We start from the raw sequence: 19,080 nt of genomic DNA on the forward strand, positions 1-19,080 counted from the left end.
CGTAACCGGGTTTTTTTTAGGGTTTACGACTTCCGCCTTTATGGAGGGCAGAGACAGATTACTTTATGAAATGGAAGGGTACAGCAGAGAGGCAAATTTCGTAAATGTCCTCTTGGATCGTTACAGCCAAGACTGCGATAAGTTTAATTATGGACAGTACTATGCATTTCAAGACCATGCATTAACACGTTATGAGGGCCTTCTTTCTAAAAGTGCCAAATTCCCATTCCTATTGAGAAGTGATGAAATGACTGTGCACTATGATTCCATAATTTTCTATAGAGAAAATTGGGAGAGTACAAATATGGCGTTGGAAAGGTGTTAGAGGGGAAAACAAGACAAAATGCTAACAAGGCGTTGCAACGCGACGTCCAAAGCTGGTAACTACTTTCGATTACTCGGTGAATATGCAAGCGAAATTCCTGTGGTAGCTGTGCATATAGACGAGCTATAAGTGGCGGAAAGGGAATCTGCGCAAAGTGGTGAAGGTTCTCGGCCCCGTACACTTCCGCCAGGGTAATCCCCACCGCCTCACACCAAGCCGGCAGCAGCTCCGCGGGTATCTTCTGCTTGCCTGTTTCCATTTTTGAAACTTGAGATGGCGCCAGCCCCAGCTGCCTAGCCAGCTGTGCGATCGTTTTCCCCTCCTGTTTCCTTCCGTTGCGCAGGCGTTCGCCCAGTGTTCCGGCCTCGTAGTCATCCATTGCCCTTGCCGATTGCTGCCTTCTGGCAATAAACTGTATGAATATACAGTATCCAGGGTTTCCAGAATGAAGCTTTCCCCACTCTATGGCCACGGCATTGCCTGTGGCTTTCCCTCTCCTGCCGATGACCACAAGGAGGCGGCCCTTAGCCTGGATGAGCATCTGGTCAGCAAGCCGGCGGCGACCTTTATGGCGCGGGCGAATGGGGATTCCATGATGGGGATTGGCATCTTTGATAAGGATCTATTGATTGTCGATCGCTCTCTAACCCCCGCTCATGGCGATGTGGTCGTGGTGGCCCTGGACGGCCAACTCACCTGCAAGGTGCTGGATCAGCAGCAGGGGCGGCTGCTCTCTGCCAATGATGATTATGCCCCAATCCCCATCTGGGAGGGGCAGGAATTGATTGTGGAGGGGGTGGTTAAAGCTTCGGTGCGTTACCACCGGCCGCGCTGAATGTTGGTGTTGGTGGACTGCAATAGCTGCTACGCTAGCTGCGAGCAGATATTCCGGCCGGATCTGCGCGGGCTCCCGGTGGTGGTGCTCTCCAATAACGATGGCTTTGTGGTGGCGCGCTCCAAGGAGGCGAAGCTGTTGGGCATCGGCGATCTGGAGCCCTTCTTCAAGGTTCAGCACCTGCTACGCGCGCACCGGGTGGCGATTTTCTCCAGCAATTACCCGCTGTATGGCGATATCTCCCACCGGGTAATGACTACCCTGCGCGAGTTCAGCCCCAATGTGGAGGTCTACAGCATTGATGAGATGTTTCTGGATCTGCACGGGCTGCAGGAGGATTGGCAGGACTACGGCCGCAAGATCCGCAATACCGTCTGGCGCAATATCCGTATGCCTGTCGGTGTGGGCATTGCCCCCAGTAAAACCTTGGCCAAGCTCGCTAACCGCGCGGCCAAGAAAATCCCCAAGTGCGATGGCGTCTGTGCGCTGGATACGCCAGAGAAGTGGCAGTGGATGCAGCGCCGCACAGCTGTGAATGATGTGTGGGGCATAGGACGGCGCCTCACCAAGCGCCTGGCGGATTTCGGCATAGAGACCGCTTACGACCTGGCGCAGGCCAACCCAAAAATCCTGCGCCGCCGTATTAATGTCAATATTGAGCGCACGATTGAGGAGCTAAACGGAATCCCTTGCCTGGGCCTGGAGGAAGATCCCCCAGCGAAGAAACAGATCTATTGCACCCGCTCCTTCGGTGAAAAGCTCACCGAGCTAGCGCCGATACTGCAGGCCGCCACCCTCTACGCCAGCAGGGCAGCGGAGAAACTGCGCGCGCAGAAGTCGCTGGTTAAGTCGATCCATTTATTCCTGCACACCTCACCCCATGAGCCCAACTACTACAGCCGCAGCGCCGTAGTGCAGACCCCATACCCCACCGACGACACGCGGGTAATCGTGCGGCTGGTGAGAGAAGCCATTGCGGACTTGTACCGCCCCGGCTGCCGCTTTATGAAAGCAGGCGTAGGGCTCATCGAAATTATCCCCCGCGCGCTGGGGCAGGGTGATTTGTTCACCCCTGGACAATCGCTCAGGGCAGGGCAGACTATGCAGGCGATGGACAGGGTCAATAAAAAGTTCGGTCGCGGGATGTTGTTTCTTGGGGCAGAAGGTATCCAGAAAAAGTGGAAGATGCGGCAGGCATTTACATCGCCTGCCTATACCACCCGGTGGGGGGATTTGCCTAGGGTGGTGACTTGAAGCGATTGCGGAAATTTTACTTTTAGGAAATAACCTTTAAATCAGGTGAGATTTATGGCTCACCTGATATAAAAGGTAAAACTATTAATATTTAATTGCTGGCTTCTTAAAGGGTCAAGCTTTTCCAGCCTGATGATGCGCAAACATATAGTAGCGATTCAGATTGATGTATGGTCATGCGACCTACATCGGATGAGCTATTACAATCAGAATCGGGAGGAGTTCCTGCAGAAGTATCTAACTGTATATACCCTGGAGAATCGTCGTTCTCGATCGGATTTTTGACAGAGAAATTACCTGCATGCGTAATCCTCACCACTTCATGGAATTCGCCTCCGATGTTTTTGTCGTCAAAATTATCCTCCATTGAGGCTTCCCATGTTCCCATTTGAAGGTATTCACCATCTTTCCACGCGATATCTCCTTCATCGGGCCCTGCACCTTCGATATAGAGTCCAGGCTCATTTTCGGGATTTATAATATTGAAGCGACCCTTAAAATAATTTTTGTAATCGTCAAGTACATTTTTAGAGCCTACACCAACTCGCCCCTGTTTGTTTATAGACATCCTTGCTTTGCCATCCGTAAAAAAACCAATCCAGCCGCCATGCTGGCTATCCTGGTTACCGTAGAAGTGAGCACCGGCTCCATTGTTATTTGGGTTAACACCGTCAGAGACGGCTCTCAGTGCAAGCTCTTCCCTATACGGTAGGCATTCATTCAATTCAGTATCTTTGCACTCCTTATCCAGATTTACATTATGGTCCTCGGGTCGAATGAAACCTGAATAATGGAATATAGTTGAATGGCTATTGTCGCCAATTAATTTCAATCTAGTTTTAGTGTTGCCGGGCACAAATTCACTGTGGCCGGATTCCTTTATATCGTTCTCGAATTCCTTAACATTTTCAGTGTCAATCTCCAGCCAGTTAATATAGCTTTCGGTAGAATCTATCCAATTTCCAAGCTGGAATGTATCATCATTCAAGACCGCAATATCGCCTTCAGTAGAGCTGGCACCAGATATTAGTATCGCGGGTTTTTTTGATCCTGAGTCTTTGATGTGCAAAGTGGCTTGAGGACTTGTAACTCCAATGCCAACATCTTCATAAAAACTTTCCGCAACGGCTACGCCTGAAGTGACAAGACCAATTAAAAATGTAACGTGTACTTTATTCATTCAACATCCCGTATATCCTATTTATAAGCAGCAGATCTAATTTTACCTGGCAGTTTTTTCCCCAGCATTTTTTCAGCGATATGGGGCTCGGTCAGTTAGGAAAACTTGCCATGCCGCCTTGCGCAAGTCATGCACCGACCAGTGTTTCATTTCATAACCTCTGAGCCGGCTTAGCCTCTGAAGGGGATTGTAAAGTATTAATAGCGGTAAAACATATCACTGTTCCAGAAATAGCTGGGGGAACAATACAAGCGCAGGACGGATTCAACAAAACGCTTGGTTAAGGGTCACTATGTCTGGGTGCTGAAAGAGTACAGGAAATTGGCATAGGCAGGCGTTTACATTGCTTGCCTATATCTTTCAGTGAGATCAACTGTTGGTGATTGCAGTCTAGTTGCTGTGTAAGTGTACAGCTTTTAAGTGTGTCAAAAATTGACCAGCTAAGTAATCATGGGGTTTATTGCGATGCTGAACCACCTTGATATTTACACATAAAGGCCTGTAAATGTATGATAGTTATAGAGATTTAGGTTTGATTGTGGCTCCTGAGGTCGCGGGTTCGATCCCCGTCGGCCACCCCAGATTCTTCCTTGTTTATCAAGGACTTAAAACCCCGCCTAGTGCGGGGTTTTTTAGTTTTGGGGCTTTGAGGGGTAATTCGAGGGGGTAATTTTTACCGCAATCGTTTTTTTCAGCTCCTTCGATTGGACATTTATCCAGTGTCCACTGCGCCTAAAGCGTTCCCTTATATACCATCACTTTGGATTGCAATGGGGGCCTCAGAAGTGAAGAATGCCGCCGCTGCTCTGAGTGTCGCTAAGTCTACCAATCTAAAAGCCCTACACAGGAGTTTTAAATGAAAGATCAAACTATTTATCAGGAGGTTGCAAAACTGCTGTACCTCGAAGCTCCAGATGTTTCGAGTGAGGTGCACGCTCTTGTGAGATATTTTAAGGAATCTTCCATGATTTCTGTATGGGTGGGTGAGCTAAGGTCAACAGCTGGCGGGTTTGCTTTATCTTATGAGGCTGGTACTAGAGTCTCAGACCTAGTGGGCGAACTAAAAGCGTATTATGTGGAAAAAATATGGGGGATTGGAATGTTGCACATTTCATTGCGATTCCTCACGCTAAAAAATTTGAACTTGAGTTTGATTATTGTGAAGAGCTGGAAAACGGTGACGTAACTTTTTCAAAGTATGCAAAAAGGCTCAATCAATCCTCAAGGATTCATCAGGAGTAGCTATTGAAATCTTCAGTTTAGTGCTTTCTGCTCGGAAGATTTTAGGCCCTTTTCAGCAGAAACTTCACCCGTCGCCCTTGGGCACGCCTCGCTTTCCTTTAATCCTCGCCTTGTTAAGAGAAACAACTTTATCGGCGGTGTGGTTGTAGCGCTCCATCATGCTGCGGGTCTTGTGCCCGCTGAATTCCTGCTTGTTGCCTTCGAAATCTGAGATGCCTTTAATCTTTAAATCATGAAACCGGAAGCGAGCGGGTAGGGCGCCGGCCTCATAGGCAGCTTTCTGTTCGGGGCTCCAGGTGCTATTAAATCCATCTCGGGTGTAGCGCTGCCCAATTCGGCCACGAATCAGATACATACTTTGTGACCTGGAGCTGGTGTTGCTTTTAAGCGCCAGTTTAACTGCGTCGTGTAATCGATCTGTCCAGAGCTTCAGCTGCTTCTTGCCGGTTTTTTGCTGGCAAATCAACTAATCCTCGTCGGTGATATCCTGCCGCTTTAATGCAAGAACATCTTGTTGCCGTGCGTCGTAGAGGTATGAAATTTCTATGGCAGCAGCGTATGCAGTGTGTCCCCTGGATTCAAGCCAGGTGTAAAAGGCTAAATATTCTGAATCTTCGACATAGCGCACACCCTGTTTTTCCTTGAGAGGTTTCATCGCCTTAGTTGGGTCGCCGATCGACACGAATCCACGGGCCTTTCCCCAGCGATAAATAATGCTGAGGAATGTTCTCTCTCTATTGGCGGCTGTTGGATACTGCTGGCCGCGGGCATCCATATACATTTGTATTACCGGTGAAGAGATAGTGTCTGGACTTGCAGGCCCGAACACTGCCTCTATTTTCTTAGCGTACCTCGCATAGTCTTTTTGCGACTGAGGTTTTAGTTCTTTGGTGTACTGAGGTGAGGCTAAATACAGCTCTAATAGGTCGGCAATGGTAAAGGCCTTGCCATGCTGGCCGCCTTCTCATAGCTCATAAGCGGATAATTTTCAACCAAGCGTGGCATCCAGGCGTTCTTGGGATTTCTTGGTCTACCCATTAACTGCACCCTTGTTCACACCTGATGGTATTTGAGGTCCTTGCCCATTGGAGCTGGCGTTTGTCACTTGCATGAGCTTAGCTTGGTTGACCATCTTCCAGGTTAGAGCGGGGGAGCGGTCCTTTTTTATCACGTAAGGGATGCGATTGCTGTCTAGGACTCGCTTTTGTTCCTCAATATTTTCTGCGCCAACGCCAGTTAATTTTCCTATTTCATATTTAGTTAATAGTTTACTCATTGCATATCCCTCGCAGAATTAATTTATAAGCTCGTGCCAGAATGGATAAATAAAAATGCGTTCTACATGCAGTACATAGGGAAGGGTAATTTCTTTTGCAGATGCTGCCCCTTTTTCTGTCTTCGTAATTCGGCAACTATTGCGCGCTGAACCATTTTGAATTTATCGGTATCAACTGCCACGCCTGCGGGTGTTCTGTTCTTTATCCTTTCGAATGGGGAAACAAACTTTTTAGCTTCTGCTATTACTACTGACGCTTGTTTGTTTAGTGGAAGTTTCGAAATTTCCATTTGACAAAAATGAAAGCTCCTCTATCGGGCCGGACTATGACCCCAGCGATAAAGACGGGCGGCCAGCATCCATTAAATCGCAGGGGGGCGGTCAGGCACATAGCCACGGTATTGGGAGTAGCGGCTCCCATACGCATTCTGTTGACATGCGCCCACCATATTATGCACTTGCTTGGATAATAAAAACTTCTGAAATCACCAGTGAGGATATTACTAACTTACTGGCTGAGTTGAGTGGCGATGAGGATACCTAATGGCTTTCTATCCTATCCGACAACTGGGTGAGCGTGGCATTAATGTTGATACTCCTCTATTTGAGCTACCCGTCAACGAATTCTCGGTCGGTAAAAACGTCCGATTTGCCAATGGCGCGGCACGGTGCCATCACCGAAAATACTAGAAGCTCTGGCAGAAGCTCCCGTATTGGGTGCCGGCTGGATTTCCGATGGTGTACCGCAACTGGCCTATGCCTCGCAAACAGAGCTGTACATTCGCGAGAATGAAATCTTTGTTAACCGCACCAACAGCGCAGATTTTTCTAACGGATATTCTCCGTCAGAAAACTGGCAATCGCTGGTGTGAGGCGAAAGCGTGATATTCAATAATGGTGTAGATGTGCCGCAGATTCTTGAGCCGGCGGATACGGAATTTAAAGCGTTGCCTAACTGGCCAGGCAACCTACGAGCCAAATTGCTGAGCGGTTACAAAAACTTCATGGTGGCCCTGGGTATTACCGAGGACGGGGTTAACTATCCAAACACAGTGCGCTGGTCTACTGAGGTTGTGCCAGGACAAGTACCCTGGACTTGGGATGTGGTGGACCTGTCCGGCCTTGCTGGTGCTAACCCGGTGGACTCTGGGGCAAGTGAGCTAGTTGATTGTCTGCCTCTGGGTGGGGCCAATATTATCTACTCTCAGGAAGCCACCTATCTGATGCAGTTTGTCGGCGGGCAATATGTATTCGCCTTCGACAAACTACTCGACCAAGGCATTCTTTGCCGGGATGCTGTTGCCGCGTTCGACAAGTTTCACTTTGTAATTGGTTCTACTGAAATTTTTGTACACGACGGTTCCAGTACTCGACCGGTAGCGCATCGGAGAGCGAATAAAACTTTTTACAATGAGGTGGGTGACCGCACCAAGGTGCGTTGCGTAGCCAATCATAAAACCAAAGAAGTATGGACCTATTACACTACAGGCACGGGTAATACTAACCGGGCCATGGTTTACAACTGGTTGGATAACACTTTCACGTTTGTAGATGTGCCGGATGTGGCCTGCGCTGTGTTCGCACCAAAGCAGGGTGAAATTGTGACCTGGGAGGAGCTGACACAGAGCTGGGCGGACCTCACCCAGAGCTGGGGTGAATTTGCCGATACTGCCTTTTACCCGGTGATGTACTACTTCTGCAGCGATGAGGCTATTCATACCCTGCAGGAAGCAGACTTCCTCAGCACAGCCAGCACAACTCAGTCGGTTTACCTGGAGCGCACCGGCATCGACCTGGACCAGCTGCTGAAAGCGCCTACAAAGCAGTGGAAATTGATTCGGCAAATTGTTCCGCAAATCCATGGTACAGGCAAAGTTCGCATTACCGTAGGCGGAGGCTCAACGGCCATGGGTGACGTGCACTGGCGCCAGCCGCGGGAGTTCGATGTGGCCGAAGGGCTCAAGGTGGATGTACGGCTTAAGGCTCGCTATCTAGCCATCAAAATCCAATCCGTAGACGCCGGCTTCTGGCGGCTGACCGGCTGGGACCTGGACCTGATTCCGGTGGATGGCCGATGAGTTACACACCGGGACCGGCGCAGCCGAGAAACCTTGAGGAGCTGTGGCGGTATTTACAGGCGGAGCTGAGCAAGATACAGCGCGCCTTTACCGACCTGGAGGCGCTGGCACCGCTTTACCGTGAGCCGCCACGACGCCCGCCGCTGGGCCTGTTGGTGACCGCCGACGGCACAGACTGGGACCCCGGACAAGGGAAGGGTTTGTATATCTGGGAAGGCACTGCCTGGGTGCAAGTGCATGCGCTGTGAGGTTAGAGAGAATCAAACCTGTTGCCCAAGAGTGTTGAGAACGCGGAGGCAATAAGGGAGCCTGGCGTATGGAGTGCATTGAGTGCACGCTAAATCCGTGTGTGGTGACTTGGGAATAAGTAGCTCCTCAGAGACTGCCTGAGTATCGCCTTAAATAGGTGGGGGTTAATTATAGACGCAACATTAGAGCATTGGCGCAAATTTATCCCTTGTGAGGAGGCCGCTGCTAAATTGGTCTAGCCTGAAATCGTGACATATATTTGGGGTCATTAGAACCTTGCTAGGACTTGGCCCCATAAGATTGATCTGGAATCCTTTATATTCGTGAGGTGTTTATGGCGAGGGCTAGAAGTGGCGAGGATATTTCGCCTAAAAAATTTGGTAAAGCTGGTCAGTCTATCGCTCAATCAGAACATAAATCTGAGGAGCAAGAATTAATTGATTTCACTAAAATCAAGGTGGTTAAAGGTATTACAGGGGAATACGTGCTAACTGTATGGGGAAAAAATGACCCTGATATAGAGCCTTCACTTAATCCAAGATATAACCCATTAAATCCGGATTATTATGAGATAGAAGTATTAGGGAAACGCTTGAGTAGTCCTCCCCCTAAAAATGTGAAAAGATTCCCACTCGATTTAGACCTTAAAAACTATATGGGTGAAAAAGGCATAGAAGTTATTGGTGTGACCAAATCTGTTAAGTGGGACTTGCCAGAAGGGTAGAGGGGCTTTTGACATCGAATCGCCTAGCCGTTCATAGTTCTATTGCGGCTATGGCGATACCGGTAGGCTAACTTCTAGTTAATCATTAACTTTTCCATATTTGTGACTTTAGCGAATTAATCTTAACCAGAAAGTCATCATGGCTGTGTTTCACTCCGTTTTTTTCAAGTCCGGCCATGATAGCAATGAGAATATCGAATAAGATGTTAGCCATCTCAGCTGAAATTCTATCTTGCTCATCGCTCTGGATTGATGCCACTGCTCTAGCTCCTTCAAGTCGTGTTGACAGGCTAATGTTTTTATAAAAGAAATCTAATAGCTCTTTGTCGTGGAGGCTGATGGTCAAGCAGGTCAGTTCAATTTTCCTTGTAAATATTTTGTACTCATTAGTTATCATTGTTCGTAGTTTGGGTATATCTACCAGTGCGTGATGAAGTAATTTGAAATTATCATTTCTTTCAAGATAAGCCCTGAAAGATTGCATATCAAAGGCTGCAGGAGAGTTCTTTGTATCTTTACTTGCGAACTTAATTGCTTCAGCGCAATAGGAGGCTACATACTCTCTAAAGGATAGGTATGAGCTTTCTAGCTGTTCGATTCTTCTTTCCTGTTTTATTTTTTCTTTTCGATCTGAGTGATAAGTTGTGTATTTATGTAGAAGCCATCCAAAAATTGTGATTCCTAAAAGTGTCTCGAAAGTTGTTAAAAAGTACCCGACAGTATTGTCTGGTGTTATATCCCCATATCCTAGCGTTGTAATTGTTACAATACTGAGGTAGATGCTTTTTCCCCACTCCATGTTCTTATCGTTTAGGCAATCGCAGAATTTGTATGAGGCTGCAAAGATTACTACCAGCAAAAAGTAAACGAAAAGTGTTAGCACCCAGGGAAGCGCTGATCGAAAACGTTGCATAAGACCATCCATAGTTGCTGTATCGAAACACCTATTATCACGCCATGGTTTTTGCGTGTAAATGAAATAAGCGTCTAATAATAGAGCCACTTTTATGAGCTTTAACTACGGATACAACCCCTACATGCCCGACTGGGAAACCCAGTACAACCCGGTCCCTCCGCTGATTCAGCAACCCCAAGCCCAACAGCAATCCGGCATTAACCCAATGCAGGCCATGAGTTGGTACAACAAATTTGCAGGCGGCGGAGCCTCTGGTGCAGGCAGCACGGCAAACGGTACCGCAAGTGCTGGTGCGGGTAGTGGTGCGGCAGGTGGTTCCAGCTGGATAGCTTCTCTTGGCCCCTGGGCGGCGTTGGCTGTGCTCATTGGGGTAAATGAAAACGAAGCCCGCGAAGGCGGCTATCGCGATGAGGAAGACATGGGCTACGCCCTGGACTTACTCGGCGGCAAGGTGTTCGAGCAAGACGCCACCTACCGCTGGAAAGACGACCTCAACGATGCAATTCCAGGCTCTGGCAGCATGGTCGAATCAATGGCAAATATCGGTTCTCTGGACTTCTCCAACGCTGGCAAAGCGTTTGAAGATGGATTGAAAGAAGACCCATTAATTAAAGGCATTCTCAGCCTCTTCTAATAGGTGAAACATGGGATTTTTAGACGGTCTTATGGGTGGTGGTGGCGAGTCCAAAAGCCAGAGTTATTTGGATGAGGACCAGAAAGGCTACCTGAATGATATTTGGGGAGAAGGGCAAAGGCTCTACAGCTCCGGGCAATCTCCGGTCGCCGACCTCAGCCCTGAAATGCAGCAATATATCCAGGCTGCAATGGGGTTTGGCAACACCGCCAATGGCTATGCCAACCAAGTATCTGGCGCGGCCAGTGGTTTCGGAAATGCCGCCAATGTGATGCAGGATTATTTGACCCAGGTAATGAGCGGCGGAGGCTTTCAGGCCCCAATGCAAAACGGTGTTGATATGAACACCGTGAGCTCCCTGATTGATAACGACCTACTGAACTCGCAAATCACAGCCAGCACTCGTGATATTTACCGCGACCTCAATGAAAACCAATTACCGGGCATTGCTTCAGGGGCGGTCTCTACGGGTAATACAGGCTCAACGCGCCGAGGGGTTGCCGAAGGTATCGCCATGCGCGGAGCAGATGACAGGGCCTCAGACGTGGCTGCAGGTATCCGCTCCAATGCCTATAACCAGGCTGTGGGTGTTGCTGCGAATCAGGCCAGTGCAAATCAAAATGCTCAGATGAACACCAACAACCTCAACGCCAACATGGCGACGAGCAATTTCGGTACAGCGGGCAATCTCTTTAATACCGGATTCGGTAATGCCTACAACATGGGCGCCGGCGGCGTAAGCATGATGGGGCAGGGCGGGAGCGCGATGCAGAACTATATGCAGCAGGTAGCCATGGCGCCCTGGCAAAAACTGCAGCTGTATCAGGGCTCGATTGGCTCTCCAATTGTGCTTAATGAATCTACCCAGGCAGGAGGCAGTAATGGAGCTGGGGGAATCCTGGCCGGTATCGGCGGAATCATGCAGGGCATGGGGTAAGGCCCACAACTGAAACTCAACAGGATAGAGAAATGCCAATACTCAGCATGGGCGAGCCTATCGGGGCGCTCGACCAGAATTTCATAGAACCCTAACAATCCCCCACCTTCGACTCTTCAAACCCTTTTGCCCGCACCATCGACCGATACGAACAGCAGCTAATTGAAAACCAGAGTGAAGTGGAAAAGCTGAAGGGCAAGAAATGGGCCCGGATAGGTCGCATGCTAACTGCTGCCGGCGTGGGCCTTAACGGTGGTGACCCATCGCAGGTTTATCGGGGCTACAACAACCAATTATCAGCACTGCAAAATCATAATGCCAAGCTCAATTCTGGGATTGAGGAAATGATCTTGATGCGGGCAATGTTGGAACAGCAAGGTGCGGGCTCGGCAGACACAGTAGGTTCTCCGCTAACACTGACTAATGGTAATTATGGAATCGCTGTTAAAAACCCGGACGGCTCTACCGAGGTGCGTGACCTCGGTGTTCGGTTTGACCCCAAGGGGCATAAAGTCGGTGACCAGCTCCTGACGACAACTGGCGGAAGCACGCCCGTAGAGCTCCTGTCTGATGAGCAGCTTCAGAAGATTTATGACCAGCGTATAAAAAACAAGAAAGGTGAGATCGACTTAAAGAATAATTCTGAGGCTGAAAAGACGGCCGCGCGTAACGCCAAAACTTACAAGGCGTATCAGGCTGGAATGGAAGGTCTGTCTAAGGGAATGGATGGAACTACCACCAATCCGTTTGCAGGTTCACTCCCAGCATTGACCTCAGGGGCGCAGACGGCTGATGGGGCAGTGTCTGCCATGGCCCCAATCCTTAAATCCCTTTTTCGTGAGGCCGGCGAGGGTGTCTTTACTGATAAAGATCAAGAACTGCTGTTAAAGATAATTCCAACCCGGAAGGACCACCCGGAAGCCCGTAAGGCAAAACTCGAAATGGTTGACCGAATTGTTCGGGCGAAACTTGGTATCGACTTCGAAGATATTGAGCGTGATGGTCCTGAGGCGGTAGCTGACGCCGCCAACACAAATAAAGACCCACTGGGGATTCGATAAATGGCTTTAACTATCGCAGAAATTCGTAAGCAATATCCCGAATATTCGGATATGAGTGACGAGGCTTTGGCGCGCAGCCTGCACCAGTCATATTACAGTGATATGGAGTTTGGGGAGTTCGCCGGCAAGATTGGCTACACACTGCCGGACCCTGCGGGCATTAATCAGCCCGGTGCTTTCGAGCAGTTTGCAGACAATTCCATTGGTGAGCTTGAGGTGTTGGGCACGGTGGGCTCGTCAATTTTGGCTGAGCCGGTTTCCGGGCTTGCGGGCATTGCCCAATCGCTAAACCCGTGGGCTGAGCCGGGAGCTGGTTCCCGAGCAGTGGAGGCGACTCGTGACTTCCTCACCTATGAGCCGCGCACCGATGAAGGCAGGGACAAGCTAAACACTCTTTCTGACTTTATCGAGCCTGTCGGCCGGGCTATGGAATATGCCGAAAAGAGCCTGGGGGATGCGACCTATAACGCTACAGGAAGTCCTGCATTGGCTGCCGGTGCCTCCTCTGTACCAACGGCAATTTTGGAGCTGCTGGGCGTTGGTCTCGGTAAAGGCGCTTCCCGAGCAAAAAGGGCCACTCCAGAGAATGTAAAAACGGAACTGACGCGACTTGGTGTGGACTCGTCTCAGATGTCGGAGGAGGCAGTCTTAAGGGTGGTTGACGAACTGAATGAGGGTGCTGACTTCTCCGGTGATGCTCTGGTGGGAGTCCTTGAAAATGTCGATATGCCAGAGGATTGGGTACCAAAAACCCGCGCCGAGCAGCAGGGGATTGAAAATGGCAACTTTGACCTATGGCGCAAACAGAATGAGGCTGCGGCCGGCGTTTACGGTAGCGATGCAGAGCAGGCAGTTAATCGTTTCACTGATTTCCGCGAGCGCCAGCTGGGCAAGGTGGTGCAGAATCAGATGGATGACCTGGGGCCGACTGAGGGGGCTAGTTCGCTCGCAAGTAATGCGGGGCTGCTCTATGACGGAATTTTGTCAAAGGTAGAGAATGCCAAGCAAGCTAAATCTGACGCTTACTCCAGGGTGGAAGACATTGCAAATGAGCGCGGCCCGATGATGGCCGAGGGCTCGGTTATGCAAGAGGGGCTGGGAGCGGCCTATCGTGGCTTTGATGGCTGCCAGCAAGACAGAGACACCCAACGCCTACGGGTTGTATGAGGAGCTCCAGGCAGCGCTGCGCGGTGAAAAGTCTTCCGACCTGTCGGGCGCTCTGACAGTCGCGACCAACAAGATGGAAAGTTTGGATAACTTCGAAAGCCTGCGCCGTCGAATTTCTGCTGCTGAGCGGGCCTCCGCCCCGGCTCTGCCGACCAAGCACTACTTGGGCAAGTGCGTCGGCAATATGACAGCTGGCTTGATGAGGCCGTGGAGAATGGGAAGCTTTTCGGCTCGCCCGAGCAGCTGGACGCCCTTAAAGAAGCTCGCCGCCTTAATCGCGAGTACATGCAGATAGTCAAAGGCACTCACAAGGATGGAAAGCCTACGGCACGTACTCGCATTATCAATGATGTTGTGAATGGCCGTAGCACTCCTGAGGAGGTGGTCAACAAGATTATCGGCGGCACCGGCAAGAAACAGGGCGCTGCTATTGTGAAAGATTTTAAGCAGCTATTCGGTGAGGGCTCCCCAGAATTCGGAGCCCTGCGGCAGTCCGCTTTTATGAATATTTTCGGTCCCGCTTTCAAGGTGGCCGAGAATGGCAGCCTGCAGCTATCCTGGGGCAGCTATATCAATCGACTCTCTGACTAGCTCAAGAACAATGAAAGTAATCTGCGGGCACTGTTCGATGAGTCTGAGGTGGGGCGGTGGAACAAGTTTGCCGGCGAGCTACGCAAGAAGAACTTTTCGGGCTCTGCCTACCACCTGGCCGGGCCAATGAGCGCACTGGTAAATAAGGTTGGCATTATCGCTCAATGGCTGCCGTTTATGCGTGAGGGGGCTGAAAGTGTGAGTAAGAGCCGTCGTTGGCGGGACCTTAGAAAGAACGGTCTGGCTGAGGGTGATTTCACCGTGTCCAATGATACTGCCACCTTACTGGGTGTACTGATGGGGGGAGCCTCTATGTCCTCTGGAGTATCACCGGCGCTACTATTAAGTGAGGATGACGAGCCTCTCAATCAGGGGGTTCTAGCCTTTAATTAACTTTCCCTTTGGTTTGATACTGATCGAAATTGTTAAAATATCGATGGCAACCCAATTCAAAGGAACTTAAAGGCCTTGTACGGGTTTATGCGGATGTTTTAATCCGCGCTATTCCTTTTTGGTATAACAAAATAAGGCCCTTGTGCCCCTAAAAGACTCGAAATACAGGATATACACTCATACAATTATTGATTAATAACTACGTAGTACTGTGCACTTGGTGAAAGGGAATGCAACCTAATGCTACTCATTGTCGAGAACCTCTCCTATCGCTTGGCCGCACGGCTCGCAGGAGATGTAAAGTCTTTCTTCTTAGTATTCATTTGCTTGCTTTTGTCCTCCAAGGGCATTGCTGCTGATATATACCCCGCGAAGCCTATTGCAAGTTATTGGTTAAACAATAGTTTGGAAGTAGGGCTTTCTGGCTTGTCTTATTGTGATGAGTTAATCAGTGTTTCCCCTAAAAATAACAAAATAATTTATAAAATATACTTAGGTGATCAGCACGCCAAGTTAGACCCTTACATAAATGTGCATGGATTAACGGCTCCTAAAAAGGGTAGACCTAAGAGAGTTTCACACTTTGTTATGGATCTTTTTCGGCCCAAATCTGCGATGCGTTTTGGTGGGGTCAGCTGTCGACATGATGGCTCTTTTGTGTTGAGTGAGCGTTATCACAAAATAGCACATGTAGATAAAGATGGAAGTGCGGCCTGGCTACATGATAAATGGTCATCCGTGATTGGGCACCTGGGTTATACACTGAAATATAATAATGGTGGGGAGGGTATCGTAGATGTTGGAGACGATTTGTGGGTTGCTATGGAGCGGGAACCTAGAGGTTTATTAAAAATTAGGGCTGATAAAGAATTCCAAGTTTTTTCTTTGCCCGAGGTGGAGGGTTTAGATTTCAATGGACACCCTGAGGACATAAGGGGTCTTGATTATCACGATGGTGCTCTTTTTACTTTAGAGAGTAATGCCAGCGCTGTATGTAGAAGAGCCCTGCCAAGTTTGCAAGCTGAGTGGTGCTTAGTGTACCGTGAGATTGAAGAGTCCCCTGAATACGCTTATGAGGCGTCAGGACGGGGGGGGATGGGGGCTGGAGTTGCGGTAAATAATAAGGGGATATTTGTTATTTTTAACAACAGTAATATCAGTCGAGCTAGTAAACCTGCTGATCGCCGTGGACTTCTTTTACATCTGGCTTTTCCCGAGGGTGCGCACTAGTTGGTAGTCGAGAATTTTATTTATAGACTCGATGACGCTTAGAAAGCATCTAAACTCTTTATACTTATTTGGCCTGTTTCTTTTCCCAGCTCTTCATTCAGGTCGCACAGCTTTTTGTAATTGCGTTAGTTTTTAATCGTATAGTACTTACTACAGTGCCAGCTATGCAGTTTCATAAATTTATTACCCAGGCATAACTGATATTGTCACGGACTTACTGTGCTCACCTGTGTTTGTTCTCTCTGGCGGCTTCCAGTACGATTTCTAAAAAATAAAGAGGGGTCGTCATGCGCCTTTTACTGCCCATTCTCCTATCTACCGCCTTGGCTGGCTGTCTCGAAGTGGAAGCCAAAGAAGAGCGTGGCTATGACCGTCACGAGTGGCTACCGAAGTGGTCCGACTCTGACGGCGACTGCCAGAGCATATGTCAGAAGCTGTTGATGCAATGAATAATTCTACACTATTGTGTCGGCCTTAACTGAGAGGGTAAAGATGGCTAAGGTTAGCTATCACGCGCGGTTTTATAAAGTTGATCACAATAGTTGCCCTAAAGCTATAGGGGAATAATAAACCTCGGGCTGGAGCGCGAGGTTTTTATAAGTTTTATGCCAGGCTAGACCAGTCAATGGCCTCAATATCGCATCTCAGCACATATAATGAGCACCCATGATTTTCTGTTCTTGTGCAGGGTATTTTTAATGTTAAATTTCCGGATCTGTCGATTTGGTAGGCGCTTGTGGCAATCATTCGTACATCAGGGTTTTCAGCCATTATCACCTCTTCTGCGCAGTAAGTATCCTTGCCAATGTTAAATCCCAGGGCTTGTCTTAGATCATTAATTTTGTGCAGCAGCTTGTTGTCTTTCCCTCTCTTGTCAGCGGTGCCTGATGTAGATGTATAATACTTTAATTCATTATTGCTATACCCAACCATAACTGCACCAGTTGCATTTGGGTTGAAATCAACTTTAGTGACCATTGATCTAGCTAGATTAGCAGATTTCCCTTTATAGTTTACAGGTTGCCATCCATCGGATGCTTGAGCCTTTATGTCATTTGTAAGAGTTTGTTGTTTTTTTATTTGTTCGTAGGCCTTTTTTATAAGGTAATTGCACTTTCCTTTTATGTTACTCTTTTGTTTTGAATGTCCGTGTTGACTGTATGTGGTTTGTATTCTTCTTTGAAAGTCTTGGCTCAGTCTCACGTTAAAAGCTCTGAATTCAGCTTGACTCATATTCCCTGGCATAGTCGTATCCTTGTGGATTGTTAGTTTTAATTATTTTCTTCCATTGAATGGTTGCATATGAAATTTATCTATTTCTACCTTGCTACTAGCTGATCAAATTTAGTATGGGTTTAGTTTAAAGATATATGTAGATTATTAAAATGCAAATATGGTTTCAGCTGTGACGAATAATGGCGAATTGTGGATGAATATTTTTATTTACACAGATAAGGCGTGATGTAGTGTGTTTGTTCAATTGGCTTCTCCCGTGTACGATAATTCAAAACAATGAGAGATCGTCATGCGCCTGTTACTACCTATTATCCTATCTGCCGCCTTGGCCGGCTGCCTCGAAGTCGAAGCCTAAGAAGAGCGGGGCTATGACCGTCACGAGTGGCTACCGAAGTGGTCCGACACTGACGGCGACTGCCAGAGCACCCGTCATGAGCCTCTGGTGCAATACTCCCTGGCTCCGGTCAGTTTTACCAACGAGAAAGGTTGCACGGTAGATACTAGCCTGTGGTTGGACCCATACACCGGCAACTTTTATATTCTGGCCTCTGATCTGGATGTTGAATACATCGCCCACTTTCCAGGGCGCACGAGTACGGTGGTGCCAACTGGACTGTAGAGCTGAAGAGGCAGTTTGCCGAAGACCCTGAGAACCTCTGGTTAGTCGATGACGGCTGGAACCAGAGCAAGGGCGACAAAGGCTCGGACGAATGGATGCCGCCCTATGAGCCAGTCTAGGCCATCTATGTTAAGCGCTTTATGGCGATAGTTGAGATGTATGGGCTAAAGTTCTAACGGAAAGAGTTAGCCCAAATGTTGGCATTCTTGGGAGAGTAGGCGATTGTCAGATCTCGGAGTTCATAATCTGCTCTATTTATTAGAGAAGCGGCCTCCCCTTATTGTGTAGGCTGCTTCTCTTAAAATAAGCTCATCAAGTGGGAGCATTCAACCTGTTGAAATACTCCTCATTATTAGTGGTATCGTGAAGTTGTTTGTGGTTATTGATAGCTTTTACCAAGAGTATTTGAAGTCTATCCACTCGCCATTGTCATTACAGTAGGCGTTAACGTCGCAATAGTTCTTACAAATCGAACCTCTGCTTATATTAATTATTGTACCTTCATGATGTGCTGCTTCAACATCTCCAAGCCAACAATCTTTTCCGGTTCTGTTGGTGGTATCAATCTCAACTTTATAGGTGCTGGATCTAAATCCTGAAGTTGTTTCCTTTATGACCCCAGTGCATTGATATAGCTCTCCCTGAAAAACAAAGTGGTGTGACAGTTGTTGCGATGGGCAGGTAGCGCTGTTGGCCATTGTAGTGACAGAAGATAAAACTACGGCTGCCAATAATTTTATTTTTAACATCAATAAATCCTTTTTTGATTAAAAGCTTGTATCAAGTCTTGTTTTTTTATTTAAAACAACATTAAGTATTTTCCTTTGCGGGAGGTGTTGAGTTCAAGTTATGAAGATATAGTTTGTGCTGTACTACCGGTAATATATGGGCACAATGGTGCCAATTGGATGTGATAGTGAGTAGATTCGTAGATAGAGATAGCTAGAACAATTTATGGGCAGCGCTTTATGGCGATAGTGGAGAAGTATGGGCTGGAGTTCTCGGAGGAGGAATCAGCCCAATAACTGGCTCTCTTAGAAGAGTAGGGTAGTTACAGCTCTAGGAGATCGTAGTCTGACTTAGTTCTTAGGGCTGTCGCCTTCCCTTCATTGATGAGTTTCATTGGGCCCTGA

General features: G+C 48.2%; 25 protein-coding genes. 17 read left to right on the forward strand and 8 right to left on the reverse strand.

Features of this window, described 5'->3' with window-relative positions:
• Window positions 1–206: 206 nt before the first annotated feature.
• Window positions 207–704 carry a helix-turn-helix domain-containing protein gene (locus tag ACJJI0_RS02520; RefSeq protein ID WP_444884531.1) on the reverse strand — a complete coding sequence of 166 codons (498 nt, stop codon included), beginning with the start codon at window positions 702–704 and terminating at the stop codon, window positions 207–209.
• A gap of 66 nt (window positions 705–770) precedes the next feature.
• Here ACJJI0_RS02520 and ACJJI0_RS02525 point away from each other — a divergent pair, with 66 nt between their 5' ends.
• Window positions 771–1,160 (forward strand): LexA family protein, encoded by a 390-nt coding sequence (locus tag ACJJI0_RS02525; RefSeq protein WP_444884532.1) that lies wholly within the window; start codon window positions 771–773, stop codon window positions 1,158–1,160.
• Complete coding sequence (locus tag ACJJI0_RS02530; RefSeq protein ID WP_444884533.1) at window positions 1,161–2,414, forward strand: Y-family DNA polymerase; 1,254 nt, start codon at window positions 1,161–1,163, stop codon at window positions 2,412–2,414. It begins immediately after the preceding gene.
• A 106-nt stretch (window positions 2,415–2,520) separates the two neighbouring features.
• Here ACJJI0_RS02530 and ACJJI0_RS02535 read toward each other — a convergent pair whose 3' ends face one another.
• Window positions 2,521–3,594: a hypothetical protein gene (locus tag ACJJI0_RS02535; RefSeq protein WP_444884534.1), complete on the reverse strand. Its 1,074-nt coding sequence runs from the start codon at window positions 3,592–3,594 to the stop codon at window positions 2,521–2,523.
• Between the two features lie 856 nt (window positions 3,595–4,450).
• Here ACJJI0_RS02535 and ACJJI0_RS02540 point away from each other — a divergent pair.
• The gene (locus ACJJI0_RS02540) at window positions 4,451–4,780 is read left to right on the forward strand and encodes a hypothetical protein (protein ID WP_444884535.1); all 330 of its coding nucleotides are present in this window, start codon (window positions 4,451–4,453) and stop codon (window positions 4,778–4,780) included.
• 120 nt (window positions 4,781–4,900) lie between these two features.
• On the opposite strand, the gene ACJJI0_RS02545 is transcribed toward ACJJI0_RS02540, so the two are convergent.
• From ACJJI0_RS02545 to ACJJI0_RS02555, 3 genes are all read right to left on the reverse strand, one after another.
• A complete protein-coding gene (locus tag ACJJI0_RS02545) occupies window positions 4,901–5,191 on the reverse strand; it encodes a site-specific integrase (protein ID WP_444884536.1) in 291 nt (96 codons plus the stop codon).
• A 111-nt stretch (window positions 5,192–5,302) separates the two neighbouring features.
• Window positions 5,303–5,665 (reverse strand): site-specific integrase, encoded by a 363-nt coding sequence (locus ACJJI0_RS02550; RefSeq protein WP_444884537.1) that lies wholly within the window; start codon window positions 5,663–5,665, stop codon window positions 5,303–5,305.
• Between the two features lie 201 nt (window positions 5,666–5,866).
• A complete protein-coding gene (locus ACJJI0_RS02555) occupies window positions 5,867–6,112 on the reverse strand; it encodes a hypothetical protein (protein WP_444884538.1) in 246 nt (81 codons plus the stop codon).
• A 268-nt stretch (window positions 6,113–6,380) separates the two neighbouring features.
• Between ACJJI0_RS02555 and ACJJI0_RS02560 the strand changes: the two genes are divergently transcribed.
• The 5 genes from ACJJI0_RS02560 to ACJJI0_RS02580 all read left to right on the forward strand — a co-directional run bounded on the left by ACJJI0_RS02560 (window position 6,381) and on the right by ACJJI0_RS02580 (window position 9,163).
• Entirely contained in the window at window positions 6,381–6,656 is a 276-nt protein-coding gene (locus ACJJI0_RS02560; RefSeq protein ID WP_444884539.1) for a hypothetical protein, read from the forward strand.
• Between the two features lie 124 nt (window positions 6,657–6,780).
• Window positions 6,781–6,984 carry a hypothetical protein gene (locus ACJJI0_RS02565; protein WP_444884540.1) on the forward strand — a complete coding sequence of 68 codons (204 nt, stop codon included), beginning with the start codon at window positions 6,781–6,783 and terminating at the stop codon, window positions 6,982–6,984.
• 9 nt (window positions 6,985–6,993) lie between these two features.
• Window positions 6,994–8,190 (forward strand): hypothetical protein, encoded by a 1,197-nt coding sequence (locus ACJJI0_RS02570; protein WP_444884541.1) that lies wholly within the window; start codon window positions 6,994–6,996, stop codon window positions 8,188–8,190.
• A complete protein-coding gene (locus ACJJI0_RS02575; protein WP_444884542.1) occupies window positions 8,187–8,438 on the forward strand; it encodes a hypothetical protein in 252 nt (83 codons plus the stop codon). Before ACJJI0_RS02570 ends, ACJJI0_RS02575 begins: the two co-directional genes overlap by 4 nt.
• Before the next feature lie 335 nt (window positions 8,439–8,773).
• A complete protein-coding gene (locus tag ACJJI0_RS02580) occupies window positions 8,774–9,163 on the forward strand; it encodes a hypothetical protein (protein WP_444884543.1) in 390 nt (129 codons plus the stop codon).
• Window positions 9,164–9,248: 85 nt separating this feature from the next.
• Here ACJJI0_RS02580 and ACJJI0_RS02585 read toward each other — a convergent pair whose 3' ends face one another.
• Complete coding sequence (locus tag ACJJI0_RS02585; protein WP_444884544.1) at window positions 9,249–10,076, reverse strand: potassium channel family protein; 828 nt, start codon at window positions 10,074–10,076, stop codon at window positions 9,249–9,251.
• Between the two features lie 94 nt (window positions 10,077–10,170).
• On the opposite strand from ACJJI0_RS02585, the gene ACJJI0_RS02590 reads away from it, so the two are divergent.
• The 8 genes from ACJJI0_RS02590 (at window position 10,171) to ACJJI0_RS02625 (ending at window position 16,541) form a co-directional block, all read left to right on the forward strand.
• Window positions 10,171–10,713, forward strand: a complete 543-nt coding sequence (locus ACJJI0_RS02590) for a hypothetical protein (protein ID WP_444884545.1) — start codon at window positions 10,171–10,173, stop codon at window positions 10,711–10,713.
• 10 nt (window positions 10,714–10,723) lie between these two features.
• The gene (locus ACJJI0_RS02595; RefSeq protein WP_444884546.1) at window positions 10,724–11,650 is read left to right on the forward strand and encodes a hypothetical protein; all 927 of its coding nucleotides are present in this window, start codon (window positions 10,724–10,726) and stop codon (window positions 11,648–11,650) included.
• Window positions 11,651–11,829: 179 nt separating this feature from the next.
• Window positions 11,830–12,711 (forward strand): hypothetical protein, encoded by an 882-nt coding sequence (locus tag ACJJI0_RS02600; protein WP_444884547.1) that lies wholly within the window; start codon window positions 11,830–11,832, stop codon window positions 12,709–12,711.
• Complete coding sequence (locus tag ACJJI0_RS02605) at window positions 12,712–13,878, forward strand: hypothetical protein (RefSeq protein WP_444884548.1); 1,167 nt, start codon at window positions 12,712–12,714, stop codon at window positions 13,876–13,878. It begins immediately after the preceding gene.
• Between the two features lie 171 nt (window positions 13,879–14,049).
• On the forward strand, window positions 14,050–14,469 hold the full coding sequence (locus tag ACJJI0_RS02610) for a hypothetical protein (RefSeq protein WP_444884549.1): 420 nt from the start codon (window positions 14,050–14,052) through the stop codon (window positions 14,467–14,469).
• A gap of 48 nt (window positions 14,470–14,517) precedes the next feature.
• On the forward strand, window positions 14,518–14,862 hold the full coding sequence (locus tag ACJJI0_RS02615) for a hypothetical protein (protein WP_444884550.1): 345 nt from the start codon (window positions 14,518–14,520) through the stop codon (window positions 14,860–14,862).
• A 240-nt stretch (window positions 14,863–15,102) separates the two neighbouring features.
• Window positions 15,103–16,092, forward strand: coding sequence for a hypothetical protein (locus ACJJI0_RS02620; RefSeq protein ID WP_444884551.1), 990 nt, complete (start codon window positions 15,103–15,105; stop codon window positions 16,090–16,092).
• Window positions 16,093–16,379: 287 nt separating this feature from the next.
• Window positions 16,380–16,541, forward strand: coding sequence for a hypothetical protein (locus ACJJI0_RS02625; RefSeq protein WP_444884552.1), 162 nt, complete (start codon window positions 16,380–16,382; stop codon window positions 16,539–16,541).
• Between the two features lie 154 nt (window positions 16,542–16,695).
• Here the strand turns inward: ACJJI0_RS02625 and ACJJI0_RS02630 are convergent, their stop codons facing one another.
• Window positions 16,696–17,337 carry a hypothetical protein gene (locus ACJJI0_RS02630; RefSeq protein ID WP_444884553.1) on the reverse strand — a complete coding sequence of 214 codons (642 nt, stop codon included), beginning with the start codon at window positions 17,335–17,337 and terminating at the stop codon, window positions 16,696–16,698.
• A 433-nt stretch (window positions 17,338–17,770) separates the two neighbouring features.
• On the opposite strand from ACJJI0_RS02630, the gene ACJJI0_RS02635 reads away from it, so the two are divergent.
• Window positions 17,771–17,947 (forward strand): hypothetical protein, encoded by a 177-nt coding sequence (locus ACJJI0_RS02635; RefSeq protein ID WP_444884554.1) that lies wholly within the window; start codon window positions 17,771–17,773, stop codon window positions 17,945–17,947.
• A 392-nt stretch (window positions 17,948–18,339) separates the two neighbouring features.
• On the opposite strand, the gene ACJJI0_RS02640 is transcribed toward ACJJI0_RS02635, so the two are convergent.
• Entirely contained in the window at window positions 18,340–18,696 is a 357-nt protein-coding gene (locus ACJJI0_RS02640; RefSeq protein ID WP_444884555.1) for a hypothetical protein, read from the reverse strand.
• Between the last annotated feature and the right edge of the window lie 384 nt (window positions 18,697–19,080).

Source organism: Microbulbifer mixtoriginis (SeqCode) (genome assembly GCF_052466695.1).

What these genes read in the sequence shown, in the direction of transcription:
- ACJJI0_RS02520 (WP_444884531.1), bottom strand. Translation starts at nt 704, where the DNA reads ATGGATGACTACGAGGCCGGAACACTGGGCGAACGCCTGCGCAACGGA.
- ACJJI0_RS02525 (WP_444884532.1), top strand. Translation starts at nt 771, where the DNA reads ATGAAGCTTTCCCCACTCTATGGCCACGGCATTGCCTGTGGCTTTCCC.
- ACJJI0_RS02530 (WP_444884533.1), top strand. Translation starts at nt 1,161, where the DNA reads ATGTTGGTGTTGGTGGACTGCAATAGCTGCTACGCTAGCTGCGAGCAG.
- ACJJI0_RS02535 (WP_444884534.1), bottom strand. Translation starts at nt 3,594, where the DNA reads ATGAATAAAGTACACGTTACATTTTTAATTGGTCTTGTCACTTCAGGC.
- ACJJI0_RS02540 (WP_444884535.1), top strand. Translation starts at nt 4,451, where the DNA reads ATGAAAGATCAAACTATTTATCAGGAGGTTGCAAAACTGCTGTACCTC.
- ACJJI0_RS02545 (WP_444884536.1), bottom strand. Translation starts at nt 5,191, where the DNA reads ATGTATCTGATTCGTGGCCGAATTGGGCAGCGCTACACCCGAGATGGA.
- ACJJI0_RS02555 (WP_444884538.1), bottom strand. Translation starts at nt 6,112, where the DNA reads ATGAGTAAACTATTAACTAAATATGAAATAGGAAAATTAACTGGCGTT.
- ACJJI0_RS02575 (WP_444884542.1), top strand. Translation starts at nt 8,187, where the DNA reads ATGAGTTACACACCGGGACCGGCGCAGCCGAGAAACCTTGAGGAGCTG.
- ACJJI0_RS02580 (WP_444884543.1), top strand. Translation starts at nt 8,774, where the DNA reads ATGGCGAGGGCTAGAAGTGGCGAGGATATTTCGCCTAAAAAATTTGGT.
- ACJJI0_RS02585 (WP_444884544.1), bottom strand. Translation starts at nt 10,076, where the DNA reads ATGCAACGTTTTCGATCAGCGCTTCCCTGGGTGCTAACACTTTTCGTT.
- ACJJI0_RS02590 (WP_444884545.1), top strand. Translation starts at nt 10,171, where the DNA reads ATGAGCTTTAACTACGGATACAACCCCTACATGCCCGACTGGGAAACC.
- ACJJI0_RS02595 (WP_444884546.1), top strand. Translation starts at nt 10,724, where the DNA reads ATGGGATTTTTAGACGGTCTTATGGGTGGTGGTGGCGAGTCCAAAAGC.
- ACJJI0_RS02605 (WP_444884548.1), top strand. Translation starts at nt 12,712, where the DNA reads ATGGCTTTAACTATCGCAGAAATTCGTAAGCAATATCCCGAATATTCG.
- ACJJI0_RS02620 (WP_444884551.1), top strand. Translation starts at nt 15,103, where the DNA reads ATGCTACTCATTGTCGAGAACCTCTCCTATCGCTTGGCCGCACGGCTC.
- ACJJI0_RS02625 (WP_444884552.1), top strand. Translation starts at nt 16,380, where the DNA reads ATGCGCCTTTTACTGCCCATTCTCCTATCTACCGCCTTGGCTGGCTGT.
- ACJJI0_RS02630 (WP_444884553.1), bottom strand. Translation starts at nt 17,337, where the DNA reads ATGCCAGGGAATATGAGTCAAGCTGAATTCAGAGCTTTTAACGTGAGA.
- ACJJI0_RS02640 (WP_444884555.1), bottom strand. Translation starts at nt 18,696, where the DNA reads ATGTTAAAAATAAAATTATTGGCAGCCGTAGTTTTATCTTCTGTCACT.